Origin of the sequence: Sphingobium sp. WTD-1, assembly GCF_030128825.1 — a bacterium.
Classification (GTDB): domain Bacteria; phylum Pseudomonadota; class Alphaproteobacteria; order Sphingomonadales; family Sphingomonadaceae; genus Sphingobium.
Window position 1 is genome coordinate 2,523,221 of record NZ_CP119127.1, and the last position, 25,000, is coordinate 2,548,220.

At 64.9% G+C, this 25,000-nt stretch carries 20 protein-coding genes and 1 tRNA gene; 13 read left to right on the top strand and 8 right to left on the bottom strand.

Annotated features, from left to right (window positions below; translation table 11 throughout):
* Positions 1 to 3: 3 nt before the first annotated feature.
* The 3 genes from N6H05_RS12605 to N6H05_RS12615 all read left to right on the top strand — a co-directional run bounded on the left by N6H05_RS12605 (position 4) and on the right by N6H05_RS12615 (position 2,512).
* The gene (locus tag N6H05_RS12605; RefSeq protein WP_284114127.1) at positions 4 to 957 is read left to right on the top strand and encodes an ABC transporter substrate-binding protein; all 954 of its coding nucleotides are present in this window, start codon (positions 4 to 6) and stop codon (positions 955 to 957) included.
* Positions 958 to 974: 17 nt separating this feature from the next.
* On the top strand, positions 975 to 1,766 hold the full coding sequence (locus N6H05_RS12610; RefSeq protein WP_284114128.1) for a class II aldolase/adducin family protein: 792 nt from the start codon (positions 975 to 977) through the stop codon (positions 1,764 to 1,766).
* A 95-nt stretch (positions 1,767 to 1,861) separates the two neighbouring features.
* Positions 1,862 to 2,512 (top strand): peroxiredoxin-like family protein, encoded by a 651-nt coding sequence (locus tag N6H05_RS12615; RefSeq protein ID WP_284114129.1) that lies wholly within the window; start codon positions 1,862 to 1,864, stop codon positions 2,510 to 2,512.
* A 67-nt stretch (positions 2,513 to 2,579) separates the two neighbouring features.
* Here the strand turns inward: N6H05_RS12615 and N6H05_RS12620 are convergent, their stop codons facing one another.
* Both N6H05_RS12620 and N6H05_RS12625 read right to left on the bottom strand, forming a co-directional pair.
* Complete coding sequence (locus N6H05_RS12620) at positions 2,580 to 3,917, bottom strand: LLM class flavin-dependent oxidoreductase (protein WP_284114130.1); 1,338 nt, start codon at positions 3,915 to 3,917, stop codon at positions 2,580 to 2,582.
* 114 nt (positions 3,918 to 4,031) lie between these two features.
* On the bottom strand, positions 4,032 to 6,179 hold the full coding sequence (locus N6H05_RS12625; RefSeq protein ID WP_284114131.1) for a TonB-dependent receptor: 2,148 nt from the start codon (positions 6,177 to 6,179) through the stop codon (positions 4,032 to 4,034).
* Positions 6,180 to 6,441: 262 nt separating this feature from the next.
* Here N6H05_RS12625 and N6H05_RS12630 point away from each other — a divergent pair, with 262 nt between their 5' ends.
* The 10 genes from N6H05_RS12630 (at position 6,442) to cobA (ending at position 21,247) form a co-directional block, all read left to right on the top strand.
* Entirely contained in the window at positions 6,442 to 8,811 is a 2,370-nt protein-coding gene (locus N6H05_RS12630) for a TonB-dependent receptor plug domain-containing protein (RefSeq protein ID WP_284114132.1), read from the top strand.
* A 17-nt stretch (positions 8,812 to 8,828) separates the two neighbouring features.
* Positions 8,829 to 10,091 carry an aminotransferase class V-fold PLP-dependent enzyme gene (locus N6H05_RS12635; protein WP_284114133.1) on the top strand — a complete coding sequence of 421 codons (1,263 nt, stop codon included), beginning with the start codon at positions 8,829 to 8,831 and terminating at the stop codon, positions 10,089 to 10,091.
* Between the two features lie 122 nt (positions 10,092 to 10,213).
* Positions 10,214 to 10,795, top strand: a complete 582-nt coding sequence (locus N6H05_RS12640; protein WP_284114134.1) for an ANTAR domain-containing response regulator — start codon at positions 10,214 to 10,216, stop codon at positions 10,793 to 10,795.
* Positions 10,792 to 12,006 (top strand): CmpA/NrtA family ABC transporter substrate-binding protein, encoded by a 1,215-nt coding sequence (locus tag N6H05_RS12645; RefSeq protein WP_284114136.1) that lies wholly within the window; start codon positions 10,792 to 10,794, stop codon positions 12,004 to 12,006. The genes N6H05_RS12640 and N6H05_RS12645 overlap by 4 nt, the downstream gene beginning before the upstream one ends.
* 220 nt (positions 12,007 to 12,226) lie before the next feature.
* Complete coding sequence (locus N6H05_RS12650) at positions 12,227 to 13,471, top strand: nitrate/nitrite transporter (RefSeq protein WP_284114137.1); 1,245 nt, start codon at positions 12,227 to 12,229, stop codon at positions 13,469 to 13,471.
* Positions 13,472 to 13,552: 81 nt separating this feature from the next.
* Entirely contained in the window at positions 13,553 to 14,758 is a 1,206-nt protein-coding gene (locus tag N6H05_RS12655) for a hypothetical protein (RefSeq protein ID WP_284114138.1), read from the top strand.
* Positions 14,759 to 14,969: 211 nt separating this feature from the next.
* Positions 14,970 to 17,483, top strand: a complete 2,514-nt coding sequence (nirB, locus tag N6H05_RS12660) for a nitrite reductase large subunit NirB (RefSeq protein ID WP_284114139.1) — start codon at positions 14,970 to 14,972, stop codon at positions 17,481 to 17,483.
* Entirely contained in the window at positions 17,480 to 17,848 is a 369-nt protein-coding gene (nirD, locus tag N6H05_RS12665) for a nitrite reductase small subunit NirD (protein WP_136187204.1), read from the top strand. The genes nirB and nirD overlap by 4 nt, the downstream gene beginning before the upstream one ends.
* Entirely contained in the window at positions 17,848 to 20,457 is a 2,610-nt protein-coding gene (locus N6H05_RS12670; RefSeq protein ID WP_284109854.1) for a nitrate reductase, read from the top strand. Before nirD ends, N6H05_RS12670 begins: the two co-directional genes overlap by 1 nt.
* Positions 20,444 to 21,247 (top strand): uroporphyrinogen-III C-methyltransferase, encoded by an 804-nt coding sequence (gene cobA / locus N6H05_RS12675; RefSeq protein WP_284109855.1) that lies wholly within the window; start codon positions 20,444 to 20,446, stop codon positions 21,245 to 21,247. Before N6H05_RS12670 ends, cobA begins: the two co-directional genes overlap by 14 nt.
* Here the strand turns inward: cobA and N6H05_RS12680 are convergent.
* The 6 genes from N6H05_RS12680 to cyoC form a co-directional block, all read right to left on the bottom strand.
* A tRNA-Gly gene (locus N6H05_RS12680) sits at positions 21,236 to 21,309 on the bottom strand. The two genes, cobA and N6H05_RS12680, sit on opposite strands and share 12 nt — an antisense overlap.
* Positions 21,310 to 21,373: 64 nt before the next feature.
* Entirely contained in the window at positions 21,374 to 21,907 is a 534-nt protein-coding gene (locus tag N6H05_RS12685) for a response regulator transcription factor (protein WP_017499774.1), read from the bottom strand.
* Positions 21,897 to 23,231: an ATP-binding protein gene (locus tag N6H05_RS12690; RefSeq protein ID WP_004207845.1), complete on the bottom strand. Its 1,335-nt coding sequence runs from the start codon at positions 23,229 to 23,231 to the stop codon at positions 21,897 to 21,899. The genes N6H05_RS12685 and N6H05_RS12690 overlap by 11 nt, the downstream gene beginning before the upstream one ends.
* A complete protein-coding gene (locus N6H05_RS12695; protein WP_284109856.1) occupies positions 23,228 to 23,953 on the bottom strand; it encodes an SURF1 family protein in 726 nt (241 codons plus the stop codon). Before N6H05_RS12695 ends, N6H05_RS12690 begins: the two co-directional genes overlap by 4 nt.
* Positions 23,950 to 24,375 carry a cytochrome o ubiquinol oxidase subunit IV gene (gene cyoD, locus N6H05_RS12700; protein WP_284109857.1) on the bottom strand — a complete coding sequence of 142 codons (426 nt, stop codon included), beginning with the start codon at positions 24,373 to 24,375 and terminating at the stop codon, positions 23,950 to 23,952. Before cyoD ends, N6H05_RS12695 begins: the two co-directional genes overlap by 4 nt.
* Positions 24,372 to 24,995 (bottom strand): cytochrome o ubiquinol oxidase subunit III, encoded by a 624-nt coding sequence (gene cyoC, locus N6H05_RS12705; protein ID WP_188080732.1) that lies wholly within the window; start codon positions 24,993 to 24,995, stop codon positions 24,372 to 24,374. Before cyoC ends, cyoD begins: the two co-directional genes overlap by 4 nt.
* Between the last annotated feature and the right edge of the window lie 5 nt (positions 24,996 to 25,000).

Consider the following 25,000-nt stretch of genomic DNA (forward strand, 5'->3'; position numbering starts at 1 on the left):
TCCATGTCGAAGACAAAGCTGATCCTGATCGCCGGCGTGCTGATCGCCTCTGCCGGTGTCGCCTTCACTGTCACCCAATATCGCGCCGAACAGGTGCCAGTGCTGCGCGTCGCCAACCAGAAGGGGCAGGTCAAGGCGATGATGCTTGCCTCCGGCGCGCTCGATGGCGCCTCCTACAAGGTCGAATGGTCGGAATTTCCCGCCGCCCAGCCTCTGCTGGAAGCGGTGGGTGGTGGCGCGGCCGATCTGGGCCTTGCCGCCGACGCGCCCTTCATCTTCGCCTATCAGAGCGGCAGTCCAGTGAAGGCGATCGCGGTGCAGGCGCCCGCCAATCAGGCGCCTGAGGCGTTGGCGATCCTGGTGAAAAATGGCTCACCGATCCGATCGGCCCAGGATCTGGTCGGCAAGACGATCGCCACCACGCGCGGATCGATCGGCCATCATCTGCTGCTTCAGGCGCTGGAGCGGGCGCATATCCCGGCCGACAAGGTCAAGGTCACCTTCCTGCCGCCGGGCGATGCGAAGGCTGCGTTCGACAGCGGATCGATCGACGCCTGGTCGACCTGGACCCCCTATACCAATGTCGCGGTCAAGGAAGGGGCGCGGGCGGTTGCCGATGCCAGGGATTATGGCCTGCCGCTCTATATCGACATCGCCCATGATGCCTCGATCGCGCCCAAGCGTGCGCTGCTGGCCGACTTCCTCCAGCGCGAGGCGAAGGCGGTCGCCTGGGCCCGCGCCCATCCCGACCAGTTCGCCGCCGTGCTGGCCAAGGAAACCGGCCTGCCGCTGGACATTGCCCGCGCCAGTTTCGAACGCAGCAACCGCATTTCGCAGCCCGTCGATGCCAAGGTGATCGCGCATGAACAGGCGATCGTAGACCGCTATCGCCGCGCCGGCCTGATCGATCCCAAACGGGACGTGGCGCAGGCCTTCGACACCAGTTTCGGATCCTGACGCAAGGAGCTTTCCCCATGGCCACCATCCTCAAGGATGACCGTTTTTCCCGCACCGGCATCAGCGAAGCCGAATGGAAGGTGCGGGTCGATCTCGCCGCCTTCTATCGCCTTTCGGCGCTCTATGGCTGGGACGATTTCATCTACACCCATATTTCCGCCCGCGTGCCGGGCCCGGACCATCATTTCCTGATCAATCCGTTCGGCCTGATGTTCGACGAGATCACCGCATCCAGCCTGGTCAAGGTCGACCTCGACGGCAATGTCATCGGGGAGAGCGACTATGGCATCAACTATGCGGGCTATGTCATCCATTCGGCGATCCACGGCGCGCGCGACGACGCCCATTATATCGCCCATTTTCACAGCGCCGACGGCATGGCGGTGTCGGCGCATGCCGAAGGGCTGCTGCCCTTGAACCAGCGCGCGCTGGCCCTGATCCCGCGCCTGTCCTATCATGATTATGAAGGCGTGGCGCTGAACCTGGACGAGCGCGAGCGGCTGGTGGCCGATCTGGGCGATACCAAGGTCATGCTGCTGCGCAACCATGGCACGCTGGCGCTCGGCGCAAACCCCGGTGAGGCGTGGAGCGGCATCTATCAGCTGGAATCCGCCTGCACCGCACAGGTTCGTTCGCTCAGCGTCGGGCGCGACAATGTGCTCATCGCGCCAGAGGAGGCGCAGGCGGAAGTGAAGCGCCAGATGTCGCGCGAGCGCCAGCCGGTCGAGGGACGGCGCACTCACTATGATCTGGTCTGGGAAGCGGCGCTGCGCAAGGCATCGCGCCAGGCAGCGGGCTATGACGCCTGATCTATAAGGATTAATCGGCGGCTTTCCGCCAAGTCTCATTGGCGTCGCATCACACGCGGCGCCATTTTCCTATCTCCAGCAAAGGAGACAGGCAGATGGCGACGATCGTCGGCGACAATTTGAGGGCGCGCTATGCCGCGCTTCAGGCAGAACGGGAACGGGACTGGCCGCCCGCCCAACTGGAGCGCAACGCGGCGCAGCGGCAGCAGTTGGTGGCACGCTTCGATGCGGCGACGGTGGCGCAGCCCGGCGATGTCCTGCCCGACCTGGGGTTCGATGATGTCGATGGCGGCACCCTGACGCTCGGCGCGCTGACGGCGCAGGGATCGGCCTTGCTGATATTCTTCCGCTTCGCGGGTTGCCCGGCCTGCAACATCGCCTTGCCCTATTATGCCGAGACGCTCTGCCCGGTGCTGCGCGCGCGCGGCATCCCGTTGGTCGCGCTCAGCCCGCAACAGCCCGATCGGCTGGTGGAGATCAAGCGCCGTCATGATCTGCCCTTCGCCGTCGCAACCGACCGCGACAATCAGCTTGCCCGCCTGCTTGGCATCGCCTTCGTCCCCGATGATCGCCCGTCGCCGCCGCCTGCCGGCTGGATCGGCGAGGTAACCGGCACGGGCAGCTGGGAATTGCCGCAGCCCGCCGTGCTGCTGCTGGGGCCGGGCCGCGTGGTGCAGCGGCTGCAGGTCAGCCCCGACTGGCTCGACCGACCGGAGGCGGACGACATCCTCGCCTGGCTGCGCTGACCGTCAAAGACAGAAAAGAAGGCGCCCGGCAATCGATGTGCCGGGCGCCTTCTTTTGTTCTACTGGATCAGGCGGCTGACCGGGCGTCCCGTGCTGCGCTATATCGATTGTCGGGCACGGTGAGGCCCAGATGCTCGCGGAAGGTCGTGCCTTCATAGTCGGTGCGGAAAAGGCCGCGTCGCTGCAGGATCGGGATCACCTTGTCGACGAACAGGGCCAGTTGTCCCGGCAGCGGCTCGAACAGGACGAAGCCGTCGGCCGCGCCACTTTCGAACCAGCGCTGCAACTGGTCGGCCACCGTCTCGGCCGAGCCCACGAAAGCGCCGCGCGGCGTCGCCAGCCGTTCTGCCACCTGGCGCAAGGTCAGCCCCTCCGCTTCGACTTCGGCCAGGATGCGCAGCGTCCCGCTCTGCTGGCTGTTGAGGCCCAGATGCGCGACATCGGGGAAGGGGGCGTCCAGATCATATTGGCGGAAATCATGGTCGTTGAAGGTGCGCGACAGGAAGCCAAGGCCGGTGTCGATCGACTCCAGCGCGGCGAGTTCGCGGTAGCGCGCCTCGGCCTCCTCATCGCTGTCACCGACGATCGCGGCGATGCCCGGCAGGATGAACAACTGGTCGGCATCGCGGCCAAAGCCCTTCGCCCGCGCCTTTACGTCGGCGTAATAGGCCTGGCCCGCCTCGATCGTCTCGGCATGGGTGAAGATCACCTCGGCCCGTCGTGCGGCGAAGTTGCGGCCATCGTCCGATGCGCCGGCCTGGAAGATTACCGGCTGCCCCTGCGGCGTGCGCTTGATGTTGAGCGGGCCGCGCACCTGGAAGAACTCGCCCTTGTGATCGAGCGCATGCAGCCGATCGGGATCGACGAACTGGCCGCTTTCCTTGTCGGCGACATGGGCGCCATCTTCCCAACTGTCCCACAGGCCTTGGACCACATCGAGATATTCGGCGGCGATGCGATAGCGCACGGCATGGGCGGGATGTTCGCTCTTGCTGAAATTGGCGGCGGTGTCACCCAGCCAGGACGTCACGACATTCCAGCCGGCCCGCCCGCCGCTGAGGTGATCGAGCGAGGCGAATTGGCGGGCGACGTTGAAGGGTTCCGAGTAGCTGACCGTCAGCGTGCCAACCAGGCCGATCCGGCTGGTAGTCGCTGCCAGCGCGGACAGGATGGTGATCGGCTCGAACCGGTTGAGATAATGGGGGCTGGATCGCTGCGTGATCGACAGGCTGTCAGCGACGAACAGGAAATCGAACTTGCCACGTTCGGCGGTTGCCGCCTGTTCCTTATAGCGGGCAAGGCTGGTGCTGGCATTCACGTCACGATCGGGATGGCGCCAGTCATGCCAGGTGCGGCCGACGCCATGCAGGATGAAGCCGAGCTTGATATGCGGAGAACGGGCCATGGCTTTGTCCTTCTGCTGGAGGGGAGGGTGAGCCCATTCCATCTATGCCGGGATGCCGCACGCGACCAACGCGGTCTCCTCAAGCCCATATGAAATGGACCAATAGGGCGGGCGTCAGTAGGAGAAGCGGGCGCTCAGCAGCACCGTCGCGGGATCGGCGTAGTTTTTATAATAGACCCCGGTCGAGGGGATGTAGGTCGAACTGACCGGCTTGTTCGCGCCCAGGATATTCTTGCCCTGAATGGCGAACTGGAAACGGTCGTCCGGCAATATCCAGGTGATCGAGCCGTTGACGAAAGTCTGCCCTGGCACTTCGTCCTGCGGCCGGGCAAGGGCGTTCTGATAGAAGCTGCTCTGATATTGGGCGTTGGCCGACAGGCGCAATGTGCTGCCCGACGCGCCCAGCGGCAGCGCATAATTGGCGCCGCCCGACAGGGACCATTTGGGCGCGTTCAGCAGCGGATTGCCATCGGCATCCACGCCATTGCCGCCCGCGCCCTTGTAATCGTCATAAATGGCCTTGAGATAACCGGCCGATGCCTGAAGCGAGAAGCGATCCGACAGGCGCAGGTCATTCTCCAGCTCCACGCCCCAGCTATGCGCCTTGCCGGCATTGCCCCGGCGCGATCCGACATAGGCGGGGTCGTAGAAGGAGACCTGCAGATCCTTGTAGTCATTGTAGAAGATGGCGAGATTGCTGCGCAGCGCGCCACCGAACAAGGTGGCCTTGAGGCCCCCTTCATAGGTCGAGACCTTTTCCGGATCGAAGGGCAGGGTGGCGAGATCCAGCCGGGTGGCGCGATTGTCGAACCCACCGGATTTGAACCCGCGCGAATAGGTGAGGTAATTGAGCAGATTGGGCGTCCATTGCGCCTGCACCGACAATTTCGGTGTCAGTGCCTTCCAGGTCTTTTCCGCCTCGCCGGCGATCGACTGGGCCACGACATTGCGATCATTGTCGATCACCTTGTTGTCGAAGACGAAGCGCTTCTTCTCGATGGTGCCGCGCAGGCCGGCGGTCAGGCTCAATATATCGTTCGCCTTCCAGGTGCCCTCGCCGAACATAGCATAGGCATCGGTGTAGGTGATGTTGTGGGCGCGCAGCCGGTTGATGGGCGCGGTCGCGGCGGTGCCGGTACGGCTGAAGCCGTCGCGCTCCACGAAGAAACGTTCATGCAGGTAGAACAGGCCGCTGGTGAAGCTGAGGTCGCCAAAGTCGCCGTTCAGCTGCACCTCCTGGCTGAAGGCCCGGTCATTATAATGGATCAGGTTCTTCTGGATCAGCGCGGCCTCGCCGTCATTCTCGTAATTGACGGGGTTGAGGTTGAAGCCGGTATAGGCGCTGATCGACTTGATCGACAGGCTGGGCGACAGATCATAGACCAGCCGCAGCGACGCGCTGCGCGAATTGAGATGCTGGTCCGGCTCGACCTCCGAATAGGACCGGCGGCGGCTGAAGCTAACGGGCTGGCGGACCGGGATATAGGACCGCGTATCGCTGCGATCGCGCAGGATATTGACGGTCAGCAGCGCGTCGAGATTGGCGATGCCGGTATAGCGCAGCTTGCCGCGCCAGGCGTCGAGGTCGATCCGGTTGACGTCATGGCCCAGCGTCGGGTCATAGGTGACGCCGTCGCGGCTGCGATGAATCCAGGCGATGCTGCCCGACAGGTCGCCCGCGATCTTGCCGCTGACCAGCGCCCGGCCCTGTACGTCATTATAGCTGCCATAGCCCAGTTCGGCGGTGACATGCGTGTTCTCATCGGGCGCGCGGGTAATGATGCGCAGCGCACCGGCCGACGAGTTGCGGCCATAGAGCGTCCCCTGCGGCCCGCGCAGCAACTCGATCCGTTCCAGATCGACAAATTCGCTCATCGACGCGATCTGGCGTGGGATGTAGACATCGTCGACATAGATGGCGAGCACCGGCTCCTGGATCGGGTCGGATTCGCCTACGCCGCGCAGCGAGAAGGTCTGGGTGGTGTGGCTGATCGACGTCCGCGCCACGAACAGGTTGGGCACCTGGCCGGCCAGGTCGCGAACATTGGTGATGTTGCGCTGCTCAAGCGTCTCGGGCGTGAAGGCGGAAATCGCGATCGCCGTCTTCTGAAGGTCCGTGGCGCGCCGCTCGGCGGTGACGATGATGCCGCCGCCGGCGTCGCCATCCTCGGCCGGTGCGGGCGCCTGTGCCCAGGCTGATCCTGCCATTGCCGCGGCCATGAGCGCACTGCCACCAGCGACCAGGAAATTCCCTTTGTTCATTGTTCCCCACTCAATCTTGATCAGCCGCAGCCAGGCGCGCAGCGTTAACTGTCAACTAAAGTTGTAGACAATTTGCGCAAATGAGTTCGGGCAATCTGGCGGGAGAATGGCTCATAGATTTGCGCGGATGCCGTTACGGCAAAGAGCGTGGATGATCGGGGTGCGCATCATCCATATTTTTTCGCAAATTACACATAAGCGTCATGTCGCGTCCCTATCGGCTCCCGCAGCACAAAAATCTGTCGCATCCGTGGGGACAATCATGAAGTTTATGACCGCCAGCGCGCTCGTCGCGCTGCAATTTGCTGCGTGCTCTTTCGCTATGGCACAGGATGCCGCACCGGCCGCCGACGCTGCCGGTGACGCAATCATCGTGACCGGTACGCGCGATGCGAAGCGCACCAAGTTCGATGCGCTGGCGCCGATCGACGTCCTTTCGTCGAAGGCGATCGACGGCAGTGTGTCCAACGATCTGTCCGATACGCTGGCCCAGTTGCTACCGTCCTTCAACGTGCAGCGCCTGCCGGCGGCTGACGGCCAGGCTTTCGTCCGGCCCGCCACGCTGCGCGGCCTGTCCGCCGACCAGACGCTGGTGCTGGTCAACGGCAAGCGCTACCATCGCTCGGCCTTGCTCGGCACTCGCGGCGCGCAGTCGGCCGACCTTGCCACCATCCCCAATCTGGCGATCAAGCGGATCGAAGTGCTGCGCGATGGCGCGTCGGCACAATATGGGTCGGATGCGATTGCCGGCGTGGTCAACATCATCCTCGACGACCAGCCGGGCATGGAAGCCTATGGCCAGTTCTCGCAATATTATAAGGGCGATGGCACGACCTACCAAAGCGGCGCGCAGGGCGGCCTAGCGCTGGGCGATCGCGGCAGCATCGTCTTCACCGGCGAATTTTCCAAGTCCGACGCCACCTCGCGCACGCGCCAGCGGCCCGATGCCGCGGCGTTCCAGGCGGCCAATCCCGATCTGGACGTGCCCGATCCGGTGCAGCGCTGGGGCCAGCCCGACCTGCGGTCGGTGCGCGCGGGCGTGAACGCCCATTATGATTTTTCCGATGCCGTCACCCTCTATGCCTTTGGCACGGCGGGCAATGGCGAGGGCGTGACCGACTTCAACTGGCGCAACCCGGCCAGCACGGCGAATGTCTATGGCAATAGTTCGGCTTTCCCCGGCTTCAACTTCGCCAGCCTCTATCCGGCGGGGTTCACGCCGCGCTTCGGCACGAAATATGATGATTATCAGGCCGATGCGGGCCTGCGCGGGGCGATCAGCGAGCGCCTGACCTATGATATCAGCGCCTCGTCCGGACGCAGCCGCATCAACTACAACATGCATGAATCGCTCAATGCGTCGATGGGGCCGGACAGCCCGACCAGCTTCTATCTGGGCCGCTTGCGCCAGAGCGAATTCAACCTCAATGCCGACTTCGTCTATCGCCTGCCGCTGGGACTGGTAGAGCCGGCGAACATCGCCTTCGGCGCCGAACGCCGCAAGGAAACTTACGGCATCCGTCCGGGCGACCCGGCCTCCTATGCGATCGGCGCGGGTGCGGCGACCGGCCTTGCTCCCAACAGCAACGGCTTCCCCGGTTTCAGCCCGCTCAACGCCGGCGAATGGTCGCAGACCAGCTATGCCGGCTATGTCGATGTGGAGGTGCGGCCGATCGAGGCGGTGACGCTGGGTGCGGCTGGCCGCTACGAGGATTTCTCGGCCTTTGGCGATACCTTCAACTATAAGCTCTCGGCCCGGTTCGAGCCGGTGAAGGGCATCGCCCTGCGCGGCACCTATTCGACCGGCTTCCGCGCGCCGACCCCGGCCCAGCTCAATGCGGTCAACACCAGCCAGGGGCTGGACACGACCACGATGCAGATTTTCAACACCGGCCGCCTGTCGCCCAGCGATCCGATCGCGATCGCCCTGGGCGCCAAGCCGCTGACCCCGGAAAAGTCGCGCACCATTACGGCCGGCCTAACCTTCCAGTCCAGCTTCGGCCTGACCGGCAGCGTCGATCTCTATCAGATCAAGCTGCGCGATCGCTTCGGCCAGTCGCGCACCTTCGCGGTGCCGGCCAGCCTGCCCAATCCGCAGCGCTTCACGTCCGTCACTTATTTCACCAATGATTTCGACACCCGCACCCGTGGCATCGATGTCGTGCTGGCCTACACCAAGCCGGTGGGGCCGGGCACCGCCGACATCAGCCTGGCCTACAACTACAACCAGACCAAGGTGACGAGCGGCACGTCGGCGGCGATCGCCAACGAAAGCCAGCGCATCATCTTCGAGGAACGACTGCCCAAGCATAATGGCACCGCCTCGCTCGGCTATACGCTGGGCAAGGTCGGCCTCCAGGGCCGGGCGCGCTATTATGGCGCCTGGACCGACGTCAGCGGCAATGCGACGGGCGACCTCTACCAGCGCTTCGGATCGATGGTGCTGTTCGACCTGTCGGCCAGCGTCCAGGTCACGCCCAACATCTCGATCCGGGCCGGGGCGGAGAATATCTTCAACGCCTATCCCGACGAGGCGACCAACCAGGCGGTGCGCGGCCTCATTTACTCGCGCAATGCGCCCTATGACACGGACGGCGGACAATATTATGTCCGCTTGGGCCTGACCTTCTGATCGGCTAGGCACGCGACATGGAAATCAGCCGCAGGCAGATGATGATCGGGGCGGCCGCAGTGCAGGTTGCAGGGCGTGCCGCCGCCCTGCCAACCGGTTCGGCCCGGCCCGATGATGAAGCATATTGGGCCGGGATCGCGGCCCAATATGATGTCACCCGCGACGTCATCCAGCTGGAAAATGGCAATTGGGGGATGATGGCCCGGCCGATACTGGACCGCTATGAGGCGGCCGTGCGCCGGGTCAACCGCGAGACCAGCTATTATGCCAGGCGCGGCCTGACCCCCGACCTGATCGCCGTGCGCGATCGGGTGGCGGCGAAGATGGGCGTCGCCCCGCAGGAAATCGCCTTTACCCGCAATGCGACGGAGGCGCTGAAGGCGCTGATCGGCGGCTATAACCGGCTGCGGCCAGGTGATGCCGTGCTTCAGGCCGATCTCGACTATGACAGCATGCAGGCCTGTTTCGACACGCTCAAGCGCAGCCGGGGCGTGGATGTGGTGCGGATCGCGCTGCCCGAACCGGCCACGTATCAGGGGCTGATCGACAGCTATGAAGCGGCGCTGAAAGCCAATCCGAAGATCCGCCTGATCCTGCTCACCCATCTCAGCCATCGCACCGGCCTGGTCATTCCGGTTAAGGAGATTGTGGCGATGGCACGGGCGCGCGGCGTGGATGCGATCGTCGATGCGGCGCATAGCTGGGGCCAGCTGGATTTCCAGCCGGCCGATCTCGATGCGGATTTCATCGGCTTCAACCTGCACAAATGGTGGGGTGCGCCGCTGGGTGTGGGCGTGATTTACATCCGCCAGTCCAGGCTTGACCTGATCGATCCGGACAGTGCCAACAGCCCGCCCTTCGCCGCCAGCACCTATTCGCGCGTGCATACCGGCACGGTGGATTTCGCGGCGCAACTGACGGTGCCGGCCGCGCTCGATTTCCAGGATGCGATCGGCGACAGCGCGCGGGCGGCGCGGCTGCGCCATCTGCGCGACCTGTGGGCGGAAGAACTGCGCGGCGCGAAGGGGCTGGAGATATTGACGCCGGCCGATCTGCGGTTGCACGGCGGCATCACATCGTTCCGGCTGGCGGGGCGGACGAGCGTGCAGGACAATATGGCGCTCGCCAAGCGCCTGCTGGACGAACATCGGATTTTCACGGTGCATCGCGATGGGCCTGTAAGCGGCGCCTGTGTCCGCGTTACGCCTGCCTTGTTCAACAGCGCGGCGGATGTTGGCGCATTGGTGAAGGCGATCCGGTCGCTCCTGACGTTGCGCTAGCGTCCACCGGATCAATCGCGCGGTACAGCACATGACGTCGGACGACATCGCCAGTCCCATGGTTGACGTCCTGCTGCGCCTTCGCCATGCGCCATCGCTCCTGGCACTGTGGACGGAGCCTCATGCGAATCGTCATCATCGACGACAGCGGATTGCGAGCGACGGTCCTGGAAGAAGGGCTGCGCGAAGCGGGCTATGACGATATCCATATCGTCCCGCCCCGTGGCGCCTTCGTTGCCCGGCTCGAACGCATGGCGCCCGATGTCGTCCTCATGGACCTTGGCAGCCCCAGCCGCGACACGCTGGAGGAGATGCTGACGGTCAGCCGCGCGCTCGCCCGGCCGATCGCGATGTTCGTCGACCAGTCGGACGATGCGATGATCGGCGCCGCGATTGATGCTGGCGTATCCGCCTATGTCGTCGATGGCCTGCGCAAGGAGCGGGTGAAGCCGGTGCTGGAACTGGCGGTGCGGCGCTTCAATGCCTTTGCCCGGATGCAGTCGGAGCTGGACGAGGCGCGCACTGCGCTGGCCGACCGCAAGATCATCGACCGGGCAAAATCGATCTTGATGAACCAGCGCAACCTGTCCGAGCAGGACGCCTATGCCCTGCTGCGGTCGAGTGCGATGAACCAGGGCAAGAAGATCGTGGATGTGGCGCAGGCGCTGATTACCGCCAGCGACCTGCTGGGAGGGGGCATATGAGCGAGTTGCTGCGGATAGCCTTTCTGCCGCTGACGGACGTGGCCGTGCTGGCGGTCGCGCGCGAACGGGGCTTTGCCGAGGAAGAGGGGATTACGCTCGATCTGGTGCGCACCACCAGTTGGGCGACGCTGCGCGACCGGCTGGTCTATGGCCAGGTGCAGGGCGCGCAGATGCTGGCGCCGCTGGCCGTGGCGGTCACGCTGGGCCTCAGCCAACAACCCGCCGCGCTGGCTGCGCCCTACAAGCTCAACGTCAACGGCAATATGCTGGTGATGGCGCCCGATTTCGCCAAGGCGCTGGAGCCGGACATCGCCCGGCGGCTCGTCGATCCGCTCGGCACCGCCCATGATTTTGCCGCCGCGATCGGGCTATGGCGGCGCAAGCCGGTGATCGGCGTGGTCCATCGCTTTTCCAGCCATGCGATCATGCTGCGCTACTGGCTGGCGAGCGCGGGGATCGATCCCGATCGCGACATAGTGCTGCGCGTGTTGCCGCCCTCGCTGACGGTCGAGGCGATGCGGGCGGGGGAAATTGACGGCTTCATCGCCGGTGAACCCTGGGGCAGCGCGGCGATCGAGGCGGGACTGGCCGAAACGGTCGCGATCGGCGAACGCATCTGGCAGCGCGGGGTCGAGAAGGTTCTGGCCTTCCGCCAGGACTGGCTGGAGGCCAACCCCGAAACGGTCGATCGCCTGCTGCGGTCATTAGCGCGTGCGGCTGCCTGGTGCGACGATCCGGCTCATCATGAAGCGCTGGCCGATCTCCTGTCCGATCCGCGCTATGTCGATCAGCCGGCCGAACTGATCCGGAGTGCCTTGTCCGGACGGATCGGTGCGCGGCTGGGTGAAGCGCCGGTCGCCAATCCCGATTTCATCCTGTTCGCGCGGGAGGCAACTGCCTTCCCCTGGCGCAGCCAGGCGCTGTGGATCTATTCGCAACTGGTGCGCTGGGGCATGGTTGCCCATGATGCCGAAACTGCGGCACGCGCCGCAGCCGTTTTCCGGCCGGACATCTTCCGCCGGGCGCTGGCCGACAGTGGCCTGCCGATGCCCGGCGCCAGTATGAAACTGGAAGGAGCGGTCAGTGCCCCGATGCCGGTCGGTGCCCATCGCGGCGACCTGACGCTTGGCCCGGATCGCTTCTTTGACGGGCGAATCTTCGACCCTGAACGGATCGAGGATTTCCTGCGGGATTTTGCGCCGCAGCGTTGAAATGCGGGGCAAATTTGTGCCTTGCAACATAATGCGTTCTGCGGGATAAGATGAAGGATCGCGCGACGAGGCGCGTCCAGACGAATGTGCCGTCCCAAGGATGGGGCCGCCATTCCATCCATTTTTTCGCAGCAAAGCCGCTGACCGGACCACGCAATAAGTGCGCGCGTCCGGCCTGCGGCTTTTTTCGTTTCCAATTCCAATGATTGGGGGACGCATCATGGCTACTGCTTATTGGGACCGCGAAGGGGAGGCCGCATCGGCCACCGCCACGACAAGCTTCTGGAAGGCCGGCCACGCGCCGACCCTGATTGCCGCCTTTCTCTATTTCGATCTCGCCTTCATGGTCTGGGTCTTGCTAGGGCCGCTGGCGCCGATGATCGCCAAGACGCTGGCGCTGACGCCCGCGGAAAAGGGGCTGATGGTGGCGACACCGACGCTCGCCGGCGCGCTGCTGCGCGTGGTCAACGGCCTGCTGGTCGATCGCATCGGACCGAAGCGGTCGGGCGCGATCAGCCAGATCATCGTCATCGCCGGGCTGTTCCTGGCCTGGCTGATGGGCGTCAACAGCTTCGGCGGCACGCTGGTGCTGGGCGTCATTCTGGGCTTTGCCGGGGCGAGCTTTGCAATTGCGCTGCCGCTCGCCAGTCGCTGGTATCCGCCCGAACATCAGGGCAAGGCGATGGGCCTTGCCGGCATGGGCAATTCAGGCACGGTTCTGGCCTCGCTGTTTGCGCCGATGCTGGCCAAGGCATTTGGTTGGAACGCGGTGCTGGGCCTTGCCTGCATCCCGCTGTCGATCGTTTTCGTCGCCTATATGATCATGGCCAAGGATGCGCCCAACGCGCCGCCAGCCAAGCGGCTGGTCGATTATTTCGAGCCGCTCAAGACCGCGGATGCCTGGTGGCTGATGGCCTTCTACGCCGTGACCTTCGGTGGCTTCGTCGGACTGGCGGCATCGCTGCCCATCTACTTCACCGACCAGTTCGGGCTGACCCCGATCATCGCGGGCTATTGCACCGCTGCCTGCGTCTTCGCCGGGTCGCTGGTGCGGCCGATGGGCGGCGCGCTGGCGGATCGGATCGGCGGCGTGAAGGCGCTGATGATCGTCTATATCGTGGCGGCGCTGGCGCTCGCCGGCGTGTCGCAGGCGACGACGCTGGCCAGTGCGCTGGCCCTCTTCGTCCTCGCCATGCTGGCGCTGGGCACCGGCAACGGCTCGGTTTTTCAGCTGGTGCCGCAGCGTTTCCAGGCGGAAATCGGCGTGATGACCGGCCTTGTCGGCATGGCCGGCGGCATTGGCGGCTTCTACCTCGCCAGCTCTTTGGGTCTTGCCAAGCAACTGACCGGTAGCTTCGCACCCGGCTTTCTGATCTTCGCCGGTCTTGCCGTGCTGGCCCTGCTGGGCGTGGCGCTGGTCAAGGCGAAGTGGCGCGCCAACTGGACCAGCGGCGCCCGCATCTGAGTTGGAGAGGAGGGCGGCGGCCTCTTTTGAGGACTGCCGCCCCGAGCCACGCTCTTTCCGTCCGAGGGGGGACGATCATCCATGAAATATCTTCTCGCAACGACGGCCGCGCTGGCCGTCGCCGGGCCGGCTTGTGCCCAGCAGATCGACCTGAAACCCGTCGCCGAGGCGCGGCTGCGCTACGAACATGTCGACCAGCATGGCCTGGCGCAGCAGGCCGACGCGCTCACCGTCCGGGCCCGCGCCGGCCTGACGGCCAGCAGCGGCGCGCTGTCGGCGACGCTGGTGGGGCAGGGGACATTGGCGGTGATCGACCGTTATTTCGACGGCTTCGATAATGCAGCGACCAGGCCGCTGGTGGCCGATCCGCAGAATGTCGCCCTCTATATCGCCCAGTTGCAATATCGGACCAGGGCGCTGACCCTGACCGGCGGGCGGCAGAAGATCGTGCTGGATGACGAGCGCTTCGTCGGCAATGTCGCCTTTCGCGACAATGGCCAGACTTTCGACGCGGTGCGCGCCGAGCTGACCCCGGCCAGGGGACTGAAACTGGACGTCTCCTATGCCTGGAGCGTGCGGACCATCTGGGGCTTTCAGCGCAAGGGCGCGCGCCAGCAGGCGGTCAGCGGCGACAATATCCTCGCCAATCTTTCCTATGCCACGCCCGTCGGCACGCTCAGCGGTTTTGCCTATCTGGTCGATCAGGATGAGGCGGCAGTGCAGGCCTATCGCCTGTCGAGCCAGACCTACGGCGTGCGCCTGGCGGGCAACCAGCCGCTCTCCAAGTCTGCCAAGGTCGCCTATCAGCTCAGCTATGCCCGCCAGTCGGACTATCACCGCAATCCCAATGACTATGCCGCCGATTACTGGCTGGCGGATGCGACGCTCGACCTGCATGGCTGGAAGCTCAATGCCGGCTATGAGGTGCTGGGCGCCAGTCATGGCACGGCGCTCACCAGCTTCCAGACGCCGCTCGGCACCAATTTCAAGTTCCAGGGCTGGGCCGACAAGTTCCTGACCACGCCCGCCAACGGCATGCGCGACCTCTATGTCGGCACCGGCTATGGCTGGAAGCAGATAGGGCCGCTGTCGGGCGTCGCACTGGCCGCGACCTGGCACCGGTTCGAGAGCGACCGCCTCGACCAGCATTATGGCAATGAGTGGGACCTCATCGCATCCGCGAAGCTGCGCAGGACCGCCCTGTCGGTGCGCTACGCCCATTATGATGCGCGGGCGATGGCGACCGATACCGACAAATTATGGCTTCAGGCCGACTGGAGCATCTGATTGAAATGACGGGATAGGAATCGCTTGAGCGTTCGGGCGATTCCCCATATGCTGCACTGCAAGGGACAAGGATGTCCCGCTTCACATCGCTGCGACGGTTCAGGGTAGGATCGGCAAGGCACTAGATGATGGCAAAGCCGCCATCCAGACTCTCGGGTTTCAAACCCCGAGGGTCTGGATGGCGGCTTTTTTCTTTTCTGGAGTAACGGGGATGGACTTTCAGGACGGGATCGACCCGGTCACGCAGGATGAGGACAATGTCCTGCCGCCCTTGGGGCAAGCACGCGAGCATCTGGTCGTCATTGGCAACGGCATGGCCGGCTGCCGCACGGTCGAGGAATTGCTGGCCCGCGATGCAGGACGCTATCGCGTCACCATCTTCGGCGCCGAACCCTATGTGAACTATAATCGCATCATGCTTTCGCCGGTACTGGCGGGAGAAAAGACGTTCGAGCAGATCGTCATCAACGATGCCGCCTGGTATGCCGACAATGGCATCGAACTGATCGCCGGCGATCCGGTGACGGCGATCGACCGCGCCACGAAGACCGTTTCCAGCCAGTCGGGCTGCACCATCGGCTATGACAAGCTGCTGATCGCGACCGGCTCCGATCCGTTCATCATTCCGGTGCCCGGCAAGGATCTGCCCGGCGTCATCAGCTTCCGCGACATGAAGGATGTCGACACCATGCTCGCCGCTGCCGCGGATGGCGGCAGCGCGGTGGTGATCGGCGGTGGCCTGCTTGGCCTCGAAGCCGCCCATGGCCTGACCCTGCGCGGCATGAAGGTGACCGTCATCCACCTGATGGACACGCTGATGGAGCGGCAGCTGGACGAGGCGGCCGGCTGGCTGCTCAAGACCGCGCTCGAAGGGCGCGGCCAGACCATCCTGACCGGCGCCAATACCGAAGCCATTTATGGCGACGGCAAGGTCGAGGGTGTGCGGCTGAAGGACGGCCGGGAAATTCCCGCCAGCCTGGTGGTGATGGCAGTGGGCATCCGCCCCGCGACCGCGCTGGCCCGCGACGCCGGCCTGGCCGTCAATCGCGGCATCCAGGTCGACGATCATATGGTCACCAGCGATCCCGATGTGCTGGCGGTCGGCGAATGCGTCGAACATGACGGCAATGTCTATGGCCTGGTCGCGCCGCTGTGGGACATGTGTCGCAGTCTCGCCGATGGCCTGACCGACCAGCATTCGGGCTATAAGGGCTCGGTCACCTCGACCAAGCTCAAGGTCGCGGGGCTGGATGTCTTCTCTGCCGGGGACTTTTCCGGCGGTGAGGGGTGCGAGGATATCGTCCTGCGCGACGCCTCGCGCGGCGTCTACAAGCGGGTCATCGTCAAGGACGACAAGCTGATCGGTGCGGTGCTCTATGGCGATACCGTCGATGGCGGCTGGTATTTCGACCTCCTCAAGCGCGAGGAAAATGTCGCCGACATGCGCGACATGCTGATCTTCGGCCAGGCCTTCGCCTCGGGAGGGGGCGCACTGGACCCTAAGGCGGCCGTTGCGGCGCTCTCGGACGAAGCCGAGATTTGCGGCTGCAACGGCGTCAGCAAGGGCCAGGTCGTCTCCTGCATCGCCAAGGGCGCGCATAGCCTGGATGCGGTCCGCGCCACCTGTAAGGCGTCGGCCAGCTGCGGCAGTTGCACCGGCCTGGTCGAAACCCTGCTCGCGCTGACGCTGGGCGACGATGTCCAGTCGGGGCCGAAGACGATGTGCAAATGCACCAGCTTCACCCATGACGATGTCCGTCGCGAAATCGTGGCGCAGGATATGCGCTCGATTCCCGAAGTCATGCAGAAATTGAACTGGTCGACGCCGGAGGGCTGCTCCTCCTGCCGTCCGGCGCTCAACTATTATCTGCTCTGCGCGCTGCCGGGCAACTATCAGGACGACCAGCGCAGCCGTTTCGTCAACGAACGGATGCACGCCAACATCCAGAAGGATGGCACCTACTCGGTCGTGCCGCGCATGTGGGGTGGGCTCACCAACCCCAAGGAACTGCGCGCGATCGCCGATGTGGTCGAAAAATATAACGCCCCGATGGTCAAGGTGACCGGCGGCCAGCGCCTGGATATCTTCGGCATCAGGAAAGAAGACCTGCCCGCCGTCTGGGCCGATCTCAATGCGGCCGGCATGGTGTCGGGCCATGCCTATGGCAAGTCGCTGCGCACGGTGAAGACCTGTGTGGGGTCCGAATGGTGCCGTTTCGGCACCCAGGATTCGACCGGCCTTGGCGTCAAGATCGAGCATATGACCTGGGGCTCGTGGATGCCTCATAAATTCAAGATCGCGGCGTCGGGCTGCCCCCGCAATTGCGCGGAGGCGACGATCAAGGATTTCGGCGTGGTCTGCGTCGACAGTGGCTACGAACTGCATGTCGGCGGCAATGGCGGCATCCATGTCCGCGCCACCGATCTGCTGTGCAAGGTCGCGACCGAGCAGGAGGCGCTCGATTATTGCGCCGCCTTCATCCAGCTCTATCGTGAGGAAGCCCGCTATCTGGAGCGCACCGCGCCCTGGATCGAGCGCGTCGGCGTCGATTATGTGAAGAGCCGCATCGTCGCCGATGATGTCGGCCGCGAAGCGCTGCGCGCCCGCTTCCTCTTCTCGCAGCAGTTCATGCAGGACGATCCCTGGGCGCGCCGCGCCGCCGGCGAGGACGCCGAACTGCATCAGCATCTGGCCGAAGTGCGCCCCATGGAGACCGTCGCATGATCCCGAACACCCAAGTCGGAACCTGGCTGGACATCGGCCCCGTCGATCAGATCTCGCCCGGCAATGCCCGCACCCTGCCGGTGCGCGGCGGCGAGGAAATCGCCATCTTCCACACGCAGGACAATCAGTTCTACGCGCTGGTCAACAAATGCCCGCACAAGCAGGGACCGCTGAGCCAGGGCATCGTCCATGGATCGGTCGTCGCCTGCCCGCTGCACAATTGGAACATCTCGCTCAAGACCGGCAAGGCGCTGGGCAGCGATGAAGGCTGCGTGCCCACCATCCCGCTCAAGGTGGAGGCGGGCCGCATCTTCCTGCTGCGCGAGGCGGTCATTCCCGTGCCCGCCGCGGCAAAGGCGGCCTGATGGCACAGGCGATCCGCACCACCTGCGCCTATTGCGGCGTCGGCTGCGGCATCGCCGCCACGCCGACCGGGCCGCGCTCGGTGATCATCAAGGGGGACGAGGCGCATCCGGCCAATGGCGGGCGCCTCTGTTCCAAGGGCACCCATCTGGGCGAGACGGTGGCGCTGACTGGCCGCCTGCTCCACCCGATGATCGGCAAGCGCCGCGCCGGCTGGGACAAGGCGCTGGATCTGGTCGCGAAGAAATTTCGCGAGACGATCGAGCGCCATGGCCCGGACAGCGTGGCCTTCTATGTCTCGGGCCAGTTGCTGACCGAGGATTATTATGTCGCCAACAAGCTGATGAAGGGCTTCATCGGCTCGGCGAATATCGACACCAACAGCCGCCTGTGCATGTCGAGCGCGGTTGCCGGCCATAATCGAGCCTTTGGCGAGGATATGGTGCCGGCCAGCTATGATGATCTGGAGCAGGCCGACCTCATCCTCCTCGTCGGCTCCAACACCGCCTGGTGTCACCCGATCGTCTATCAGCGCATCCAGGCCGCCCGCGCCGCGAGGGGCACGAAGCTGGTCGTGATCGACCCCCGCCGCACCGAAACCTGTGAGGGCGCGGACCTTCATCTGCCGATCCGGCCTGGCAGCGACGTCGCGCTGATGACCGGGCTGCTCGCCTGGTGCGATGCGCAGGGCGTGACCGATCCGGCCTATCTGGCCGATCATGTGAACGCGCCCGACGGATTCTGGGATCATGTCCGCACCGGCCATGACCTGTGGACGACGGCCCAGGCCTGCGACATCGACCCGGCGCTACTGAAGGCTTTTTTCGAGCTGTTCGCTGCGACCCCGCGGACCGTCACCCTGTTCAGCCAGGGCATCAACCAGTCGATCCGCGGCACCGATCAGGTCAATGCGATCATCAATGTCCACCTCGCCACGGGGCGCATCGGCAAGCCCGGCGCGGCGCCCTTTTCGATCACCGGCCAGCCCAACGCTATGGGCGGGCGCGAAGTTGGTGGCCTCGCCTCGACGCTTGCCGCGCATATGGACTTCGCGCCGGAAAATGTCGCCCGCGTCGGCCGCTTCTGGGCCGCGCCGCACATGGCGACCAAGCCGGGACTGAAGGCAGTAGACCTGTTTCGCGCGATCAATGAGGGGCGGATCAAGGCCCTCTGGATCATGGCGACCAACCCCGCCGTCTCGCTGCCCGATGCCGGCCGGGTGCGCGACGCGCTGGAGGCGATCCCCTTCCTCGTCGTGTCGGATATTATCGCCGACACCGACAGCAGCGTCCATGCCCATGTCCGCCTGCCGGCCGCCGGCTGGGGGGAAAAGGACGGCACGGTCACCAATTCGGACCGCACCATCAGCCGCCAGCGCCCGTTCATGGCGCTGCCCGGCCAGGCCCGGCCCGACTGGTGGATCATCACCCAGGTCGCCCGTCGCATGGGCTGGAAAAACGCCTTCGCCTATGATCGGCCGGCTGACATCTGGCGCGAACATGCGCGCCTGACCGCCTATCAGAATGACGGGCAGCGGCTGCTCAACCTGCGGGCACAGGCGGCGATCGGTAACGACGCCTATGACGCGATGGACAGTTTCCGCTGGGGCGGGGCGCCCTTTGCCGATGGGCATTTTCCGACCCCGGACGGCAAGGCGCGACTGGTGCTGACGAAGCAGATGGATTTGCAGGGGCCGCTGCGCGACTGGCCGCTGACGCTCAACACCGGTCGCTATCGCGATCAATGGCATACGATGACCCGCACGGGTCTGGCACCCAAGCTGGCCCGCCATCGCGAGGAGCCATTGGTCGAGATCTATCCGCAGGATGCCGATGCGCTGGGCCTGGCCGATCGCGACCTGGCGCGGGTGTCGACCGCGCAGGGCAACAGCCTCTTCCGCGTCAGCATCAGCGACGGGCAGCGGCCGGGCGAAATCTTCACCCCGATCCACTGGACCGATCAGATATCGAGCGGCGGGCGTACCGGCTTGCTGCCGCGTCCGCTGGTCGATCCGCATTCGGGCCAGCCCGGCTTCAAGTCGACCCCTGCGGCTGTCGAGAAGGTTTGGACCCAATGGCAGGGCTTCCTGATCCTGCGCGGGCAGGAACCGTTGAAGCTGCCTTGCCTCTGGGCAACGCGGGTCTCGGTGCCGGGCGGCGCGCTCTATGAACTGGCCGGCAATGGCGATGCCGCCCGACTGGAAGCCTGCCTGCCCAAGGGCGAGCGGGTCGAGGCGATCGATCATGTGCGCGGTAGCCGGCGGGTCGCGATCATCCAGGACGGCCGGCTGGCCGGCGTGCTGTTCGTCACCCGCACCGGCCTGTTGCCCTCGCGCGACTGGCTGATCGGCCAGTTGGCGGCCGACGATGTCGGCGCCACCGTTCTGGCCGCCCGCGGGCCGGGCAGCCAACCGGACAAGGGCGCCACCATCTGCGTCTGTTTCGATATCGGCCTCAACCAGATCGTCGCCGCGATCCGCCACCAGAAGCTGGTCGACGTGCCTGCCATCGGCAAGGCGCTGGGCGCGGGCACCAATTGCGGTTCCTGCCGCCCCGCCATCGCCAATATCCTGGCCCAGACCTCGCAGGAGACATTGCATGCAGCCGAATGACCTCATCGCGCCGGGCGACGTCTGGCTGGTCGGTGCCGGGCCGGGCGATCCCGACCTGCTGACCCGTAAGGCCGAAAGGCTGATCCGCGCGGCCGACATCATCTTTTACGACGCGCTCGTCGGGCCGGGCATATTGGACCTCATTCCCGATCATGCGGAACGGGTCAGCGTCGGCAAGCGGTCGGGCCGCCATTCGAAGGATCAGCAGACGATCGACGAGATGCTGGTGGAGGCGGCGCTGGCGGGCAAGCGGGTGGTTCGGCTGAAGGGCGGCGACCCGGCGATGTTCGCCCGTTCGACCGAGGAAATGACGGCGCTGGGCGCGGTCGGCGTGCGCGTTCGGATCTGCCCCGGCATCACGGCGGCCAGCGCCGTCGCGGCGTCGGCGGGTATTTCCCTGTCGCTGCGCGGCATTGCGCGCCGGGTCCAGTTCGTGACGGCGCACAGCCGCCGGGGGCAGGCGCTGGATCTGGATTGGGATGCCCTGGCCGATCCGGCCTGTACTCTGGCCGTCTATATGGGGCGAGAGGCTGCTCCGGAACTCAGCCGCGCGCTGATCGCTGCGGGCTTGCCGGGCGCAACCCCGGCGCTCATCACCTGCGATGCTTCGCTGCCGCAGGAACAGCAGTTGCGCACGCGCCTCGACCTCCTGCCGCTGGTGACGCAGGCTTTTGCCGATGATCGCCCGACGCTGATCCTGATCGGCGAGGCTGTGGCCCAGGCCGACATGCCCCCACCCGTCGATGCGGTAAGATGCGTATATGATGGAGAGGGAGGCTGGAGCGGGTGAGGGGAATCGAACCCCCGTCGTCAGCTTGGGAAGCTGCTGCTCTACCATTGAGCTACACCCGCGTCTGGACCGGCCATGGCATGGCCATGGGGCGCGGTCAACGGGGCTTGACGGGCAGGCGCGAAATTAGCCGACCTGGCGTTTCGCCAGCTTGCGGGCGAGGGTGCGGCGATGCATCCCCAGGCGCCGGGCGGTTTCGGAGATGTTGAAGTCGCAATCCTTCAGCACCTCATGGATATGTTCCCATTCCAGCGTCTTGATCGATGTCGGGCGCGGTGCCAGCGGTGCGGCGGGGTCGCCGCCCGAGCGGGCGAAGGCGGCTTCGATATCGTCGGTGTTGGATGGTTTTGCCAGATAGTTGGTCGCGCCGAGCTTGATCGCCTCGACTGCGGTGGCAATGCTGGCAAAGCCGGTCAGCACCACGATCAGCATGTCGGGATCATGGGCGTGCAGCGTCTGGACGCAGACCAGGCCCGATTCCGGGCCGAGCTTCAGGTCGACCACGGCATAGCCGGGGCGGTTGCCCTTGAGCACCTCCTCCAGCGCGCCATGGCTGGCGGCGGTCAGCACGTCATAGCCGCGCCGCTCGAACGAACGTTTGAGGGTCTTTGCAAAGGCCTCGTCATCCTCGACGATCACCAGCAGCCGTTCAGCCGTCATCTTCGCTGTCACTTTCCTCTTCCAGTGCGACCGTATCGAGCGGCAGGCGCAGCAGGATCAGCGCGCCGCCATCGGCGCCATTGCTGGCCGATACGCTGCCGCCCAGCTTGCGCACGACATTGACCACAAGGAAGAGGCCGAGGCCATGGCCTTCCTTGCCCTTGCTGGAGCGATAGGGCTTGCCGAAATCCTCCAGCATCGCCTGCGAAAAGCCGCTGCCATTGTCGCGCACGGCGATGTTGAGCGAGGCGCTGTCGCGTCCGACCAGCAGGTCGATATAGGTGGCGCCGGCCTCGCGCGCATTGTCGAGCAGATTGCCGACCGCCTGGCGGATCACCGGATCGGCGATGATGCGCGGATAGTCATGCGGGCCGAAGTCGCAGCGCAGCGGCATGCCCGGATTGGCGCGGCGCCATTCGGCGGCAATCCCCTCGATGAAGTCGCGCACATTGGTGACGGCCGGTGCCTCGCCGCGCGCCTCGCCCGAGGAGAGGAGAATACCGGTGACGATCGCCTTGCAGCGCAGGACTGCGCTCTGCATCTCGCCCACTTCCTCGACCAGAGCGGGATGCTCGGTGATTTCGGGCATGCGGCGCCAGTCGCCCAGCACCACGGCGAGCTGGGCGAGGGGGGTGCCCAGCTCATGCGCCGCGCCCGAAGCGAGCAGGCCCATGCGGACGATATGTTCCTCCTCCGCCGCATGCTGGCGCATGCTGGCCAGATAGGCTTCGCGCGCCTGGAGGTTGCGGTTGATCCGGGTGATGAACAGCACCAGCAGCACCGCGATCATGGTGAAGCAGATCCAGGTGCCGATGATGTGCAGGTCGAACAGCCGGCCCGCCAGCCGGTCACTCAGGTCGAGCGGGCGATAGTCCAGCGCCAGCAGACCCGCGCACAGCGCCGACACGGCGGTGATGCCCCAGGCGCTCGCCCGGTCGAGCAGCAGCACGCCAAGCGCGACCTGAAGCAGATAGAGCGAGACGAAGGGATTGGTCGCGCCGCCCGACAGATAGAGCTGGGCGGTCAGCAGCAGCACGTCGAACAGCAGCGATACCGAAAGTTCGGCGCGGGTGATGTCGGTCCGGGGCCGCAGCGCCGCAAAGCTGGCGGCGTTGACCAGAACGGCGACGGCCGCGACCAGCAGCATCGGGGCGAGGGGCAGGCGAACCCCCATCAGGAACTGGACGATCAGGATCGTCACCAGCTGCCCGGCTATCGCGATCCAACGCAGTTGGATCAGCAGTGCCATATTCTTGCGACCGGCGGCATCGGCGGGCCACTGGCTGGGCAGCCAGCGGCGCCTGACGGCTTGGGTCTCGCTCATTCCGCGCTGTCTTCTGGATCCCGACGCATGAGGAAGATGTAGGCGCCTGCGACCATCGCCGCCAGTATGAACCAGGTGATGGCATACTGGAGATGGTTGTTGGGGAAGCGGACGACGGTCAGGCCGCCGACCGGCGCGGTGTCGGGTGCGCAATTGGCGTCGGCATCGACGAAATAGTCCGCGACCGGCGGGGCGACATGCTGCGCGGCGGCGATCGCGGCGACATCGCGCGAATACCAGCGGCCGGCCGCGGGATCATTGCTGCGCAGGAAACCGCCCTTGGGTTCGGTCAGGCGCAGCAGGCCGACGATCTGGACCGTGCCTTCGGGCCGGCTGTAACGGGTGCGATTGTCCTGCGGCACGAAGCCGCGATTGACCATCAGGGTGAAGCCGGCATCGGTCACCAGCGGCGTCATTACCCAGAAACCGGGGCCGCGCACGGTGACGGCCTGGGTCAGCACCGCCTTGTCATGCAGGAAATGGCCCGATGCGGCGACGCGGCGATATCCGTCGTCGCTTGTGGCATTGCGGGGGGCGGGGACGGGCGCGGCATGGATGCGGGCGTCGACCCGTGCGATCAGGTCGCGCTTCCAGGCGAGGCGATAGACTTGCCAGCTGCCGAGCGCAAAAAGACCGGAGAAAAGGATGAGGGCGATCAGCGTCAGGCCGATCGTAAAGCCCGGGGAGCGCCGGCGGCGCCCCCCGATCTTTTGGGATGTCACGGCATTTCGCTCATATTCTGCATGGCGCTCATGTCGTGCGTGGCGCTCATGTTCATATCGCCGTGCGGCATCATGTTGTTGTTCATATGATACATGACCCACATCGAGCCCGAGAGGACGATGACGACCAGAACGATCGTCAGCATCATCGCCATGAACGACCAGCCGCTTTCGATGCGGGTGTTCATGTGCAGGAAGTAGATCATGTGGACGACCACCTGCACCGCCGCGAAGGCCATGATGATGACGCCGGTCAGCTGGGGATTGCCCAGCACGTTCGACATCACCAGCCAGAAGGGGATGGCCGTCAGGATCACCGACAGGCCGAAGCCGATCATGTAGCTGCCGAAGCTGCCATGCGATCCTTCTTCATGATGGTCATCGTGATGATCGTGACCGTGGGGATGGACAGCATCGCTCACCGCAGGACTCCCATCAGATAGACAAAGGTGAAGACGCCGATCCAGATGACGTCGAGGAAGTGCCAGAACATGCTGAGGCACATCAGGCGACGCTTGTTGGCCGGGATCAGACCCTTCTTGGCGACCTGAACCATCAGCGTGATCAGCCAGATCGAACCGAAGGTGACGTGCAGGCCATGGGTGCCTACCAGGGTGAAGAAGGCCGACAGGAAGGCCGAACGCCACGGACCTGCGCCCTCATGGATGAGGTGCGAGAATTCGTAGAGTTCGATGAACAGGAACGCGCCGCCGAAGAGGAGCGTGATGAACAGCCAGCCCTGGGTGGCGCTGACCTTGTTCTTTTCCATCGCCAGCATGGCGAAGCCATAGGTGATCGACGAGAAGAGCAGCATCGCGGTGTTGAGCGCGATGAGCGGCAGGTCGAACAGATCCTTGGGGCCGGGGCCGCCGGCGAAATTGCCGCCGAGCACGGCATAGGTGGCGAACAGGATGGCGAAGATGAGGCAATCGCTCATCAGGTACATCCAGAAGCCCAGCATGGTGCTGTGGCCTTCGTGGAGGTGGGGTTCCTCGGGCAAATGATATGCCCGAGGTTCCAGGGTCGCAGTTGTGCTGCTCATGTGGG

Excerpts from the sequence above, each read along its gene's own strand:
- N6H05_RS12655 (WP_284114138.1), top strand. The coding sequence starts at position 13,553 with ATGAAATATCTTCTCGCAACGACGGCCGCGCTGGCCGTCGCCGGGCCG.
- N6H05_RS12625 (WP_284114131.1), bottom strand. The coding sequence starts at position 6,179 with ATGAACAAAGGGAATTTCCTGGTCGCTGGTGGCAGTGCGCTCATGGCC.
- N6H05_RS12620 (WP_284114130.1), bottom strand. The coding sequence starts at position 3,917 with ATGGCCCGTTCTCCGCATATCAAGCTCGGCTTCATCCTGCATGGCGTC.
- N6H05_RS12615 (WP_284114129.1), top strand. The coding sequence starts at position 1,862 with ATGGCGACGATCGTCGGCGACAATTTGAGGGCGCGCTATGCCGCGCTT.
- N6H05_RS12630 (WP_284114132.1), top strand. The coding sequence starts at position 6,442 with ATGAAGTTTATGACCGCCAGCGCGCTCGTCGCGCTGCAATTTGCTGCG.
- nirD (WP_136187204.1), top strand. The coding sequence starts at position 17,480 with ATGATCCCGAACACCCAAGTCGGAACCTGGCTGGACATCGGCCCCGTC.
- N6H05_RS12645 (WP_284114136.1), top strand. The coding sequence starts at position 10,792 with ATGAGCGAGTTGCTGCGGATAGCCTTTCTGCCGCTGACGGACGTGGCC.
- N6H05_RS12605 (WP_284114127.1), top strand. The coding sequence starts at position 4 with ATGTCGAAGACAAAGCTGATCCTGATCGCCGGCGTGCTGATCGCCTCT.
- N6H05_RS12690 (WP_004207845.1), bottom strand. The coding sequence starts at position 23,231 with ATGAGCGAGACCCAAGCCGTCAGGCGCCGCTGGCTGCCCAGCCAGTGG.
- N6H05_RS12640 (WP_284114134.1), top strand. The coding sequence starts at position 10,214 with ATGCGAATCGTCATCATCGACGACAGCGGATTGCGAGCGACGGTCCTG.
- N6H05_RS12610 (WP_284114128.1), top strand. The coding sequence starts at position 975 with ATGGCCACCATCCTCAAGGATGACCGTTTTTCCCGCACCGGCATCAGC.
- N6H05_RS12670 (WP_284109854.1), top strand. The coding sequence starts at position 17,848 with ATGGCACAGGCGATCCGCACCACCTGCGCCTATTGCGGCGTCGGCTGC.
- cobA (WP_284109855.1), top strand. The coding sequence starts at position 20,444 with ATGCAGCCGAATGACCTCATCGCGCCGGGCGACGTCTGGCTGGTCGGT.
- cyoC (WP_188080732.1), bottom strand. The coding sequence starts at position 24,995 with ATGAGCAGCACAACTGCGACCCTGGAACCTCGGGCATATCATTTGCCC.
- N6H05_RS12635 (WP_284114133.1), top strand. The coding sequence starts at position 8,829 with ATGGAAATCAGCCGCAGGCAGATGATGATCGGGGCGGCCGCAGTGCAG.
- nirB (WP_284114139.1), top strand. The coding sequence starts at position 14,970 with ATGGACTTTCAGGACGGGATCGACCCGGTCACGCAGGATGAGGACAAT.
- N6H05_RS12685 (WP_017499774.1), bottom strand. The coding sequence starts at position 21,907 with ATGACGGCTGAACGGCTGCTGGTGATCGTCGAGGATGACGAGGCCTTT.
- N6H05_RS12650 (WP_284114137.1), top strand. The coding sequence starts at position 12,227 with ATGGCTACTGCTTATTGGGACCGCGAAGGGGAGGCCGCATCGGCCACC.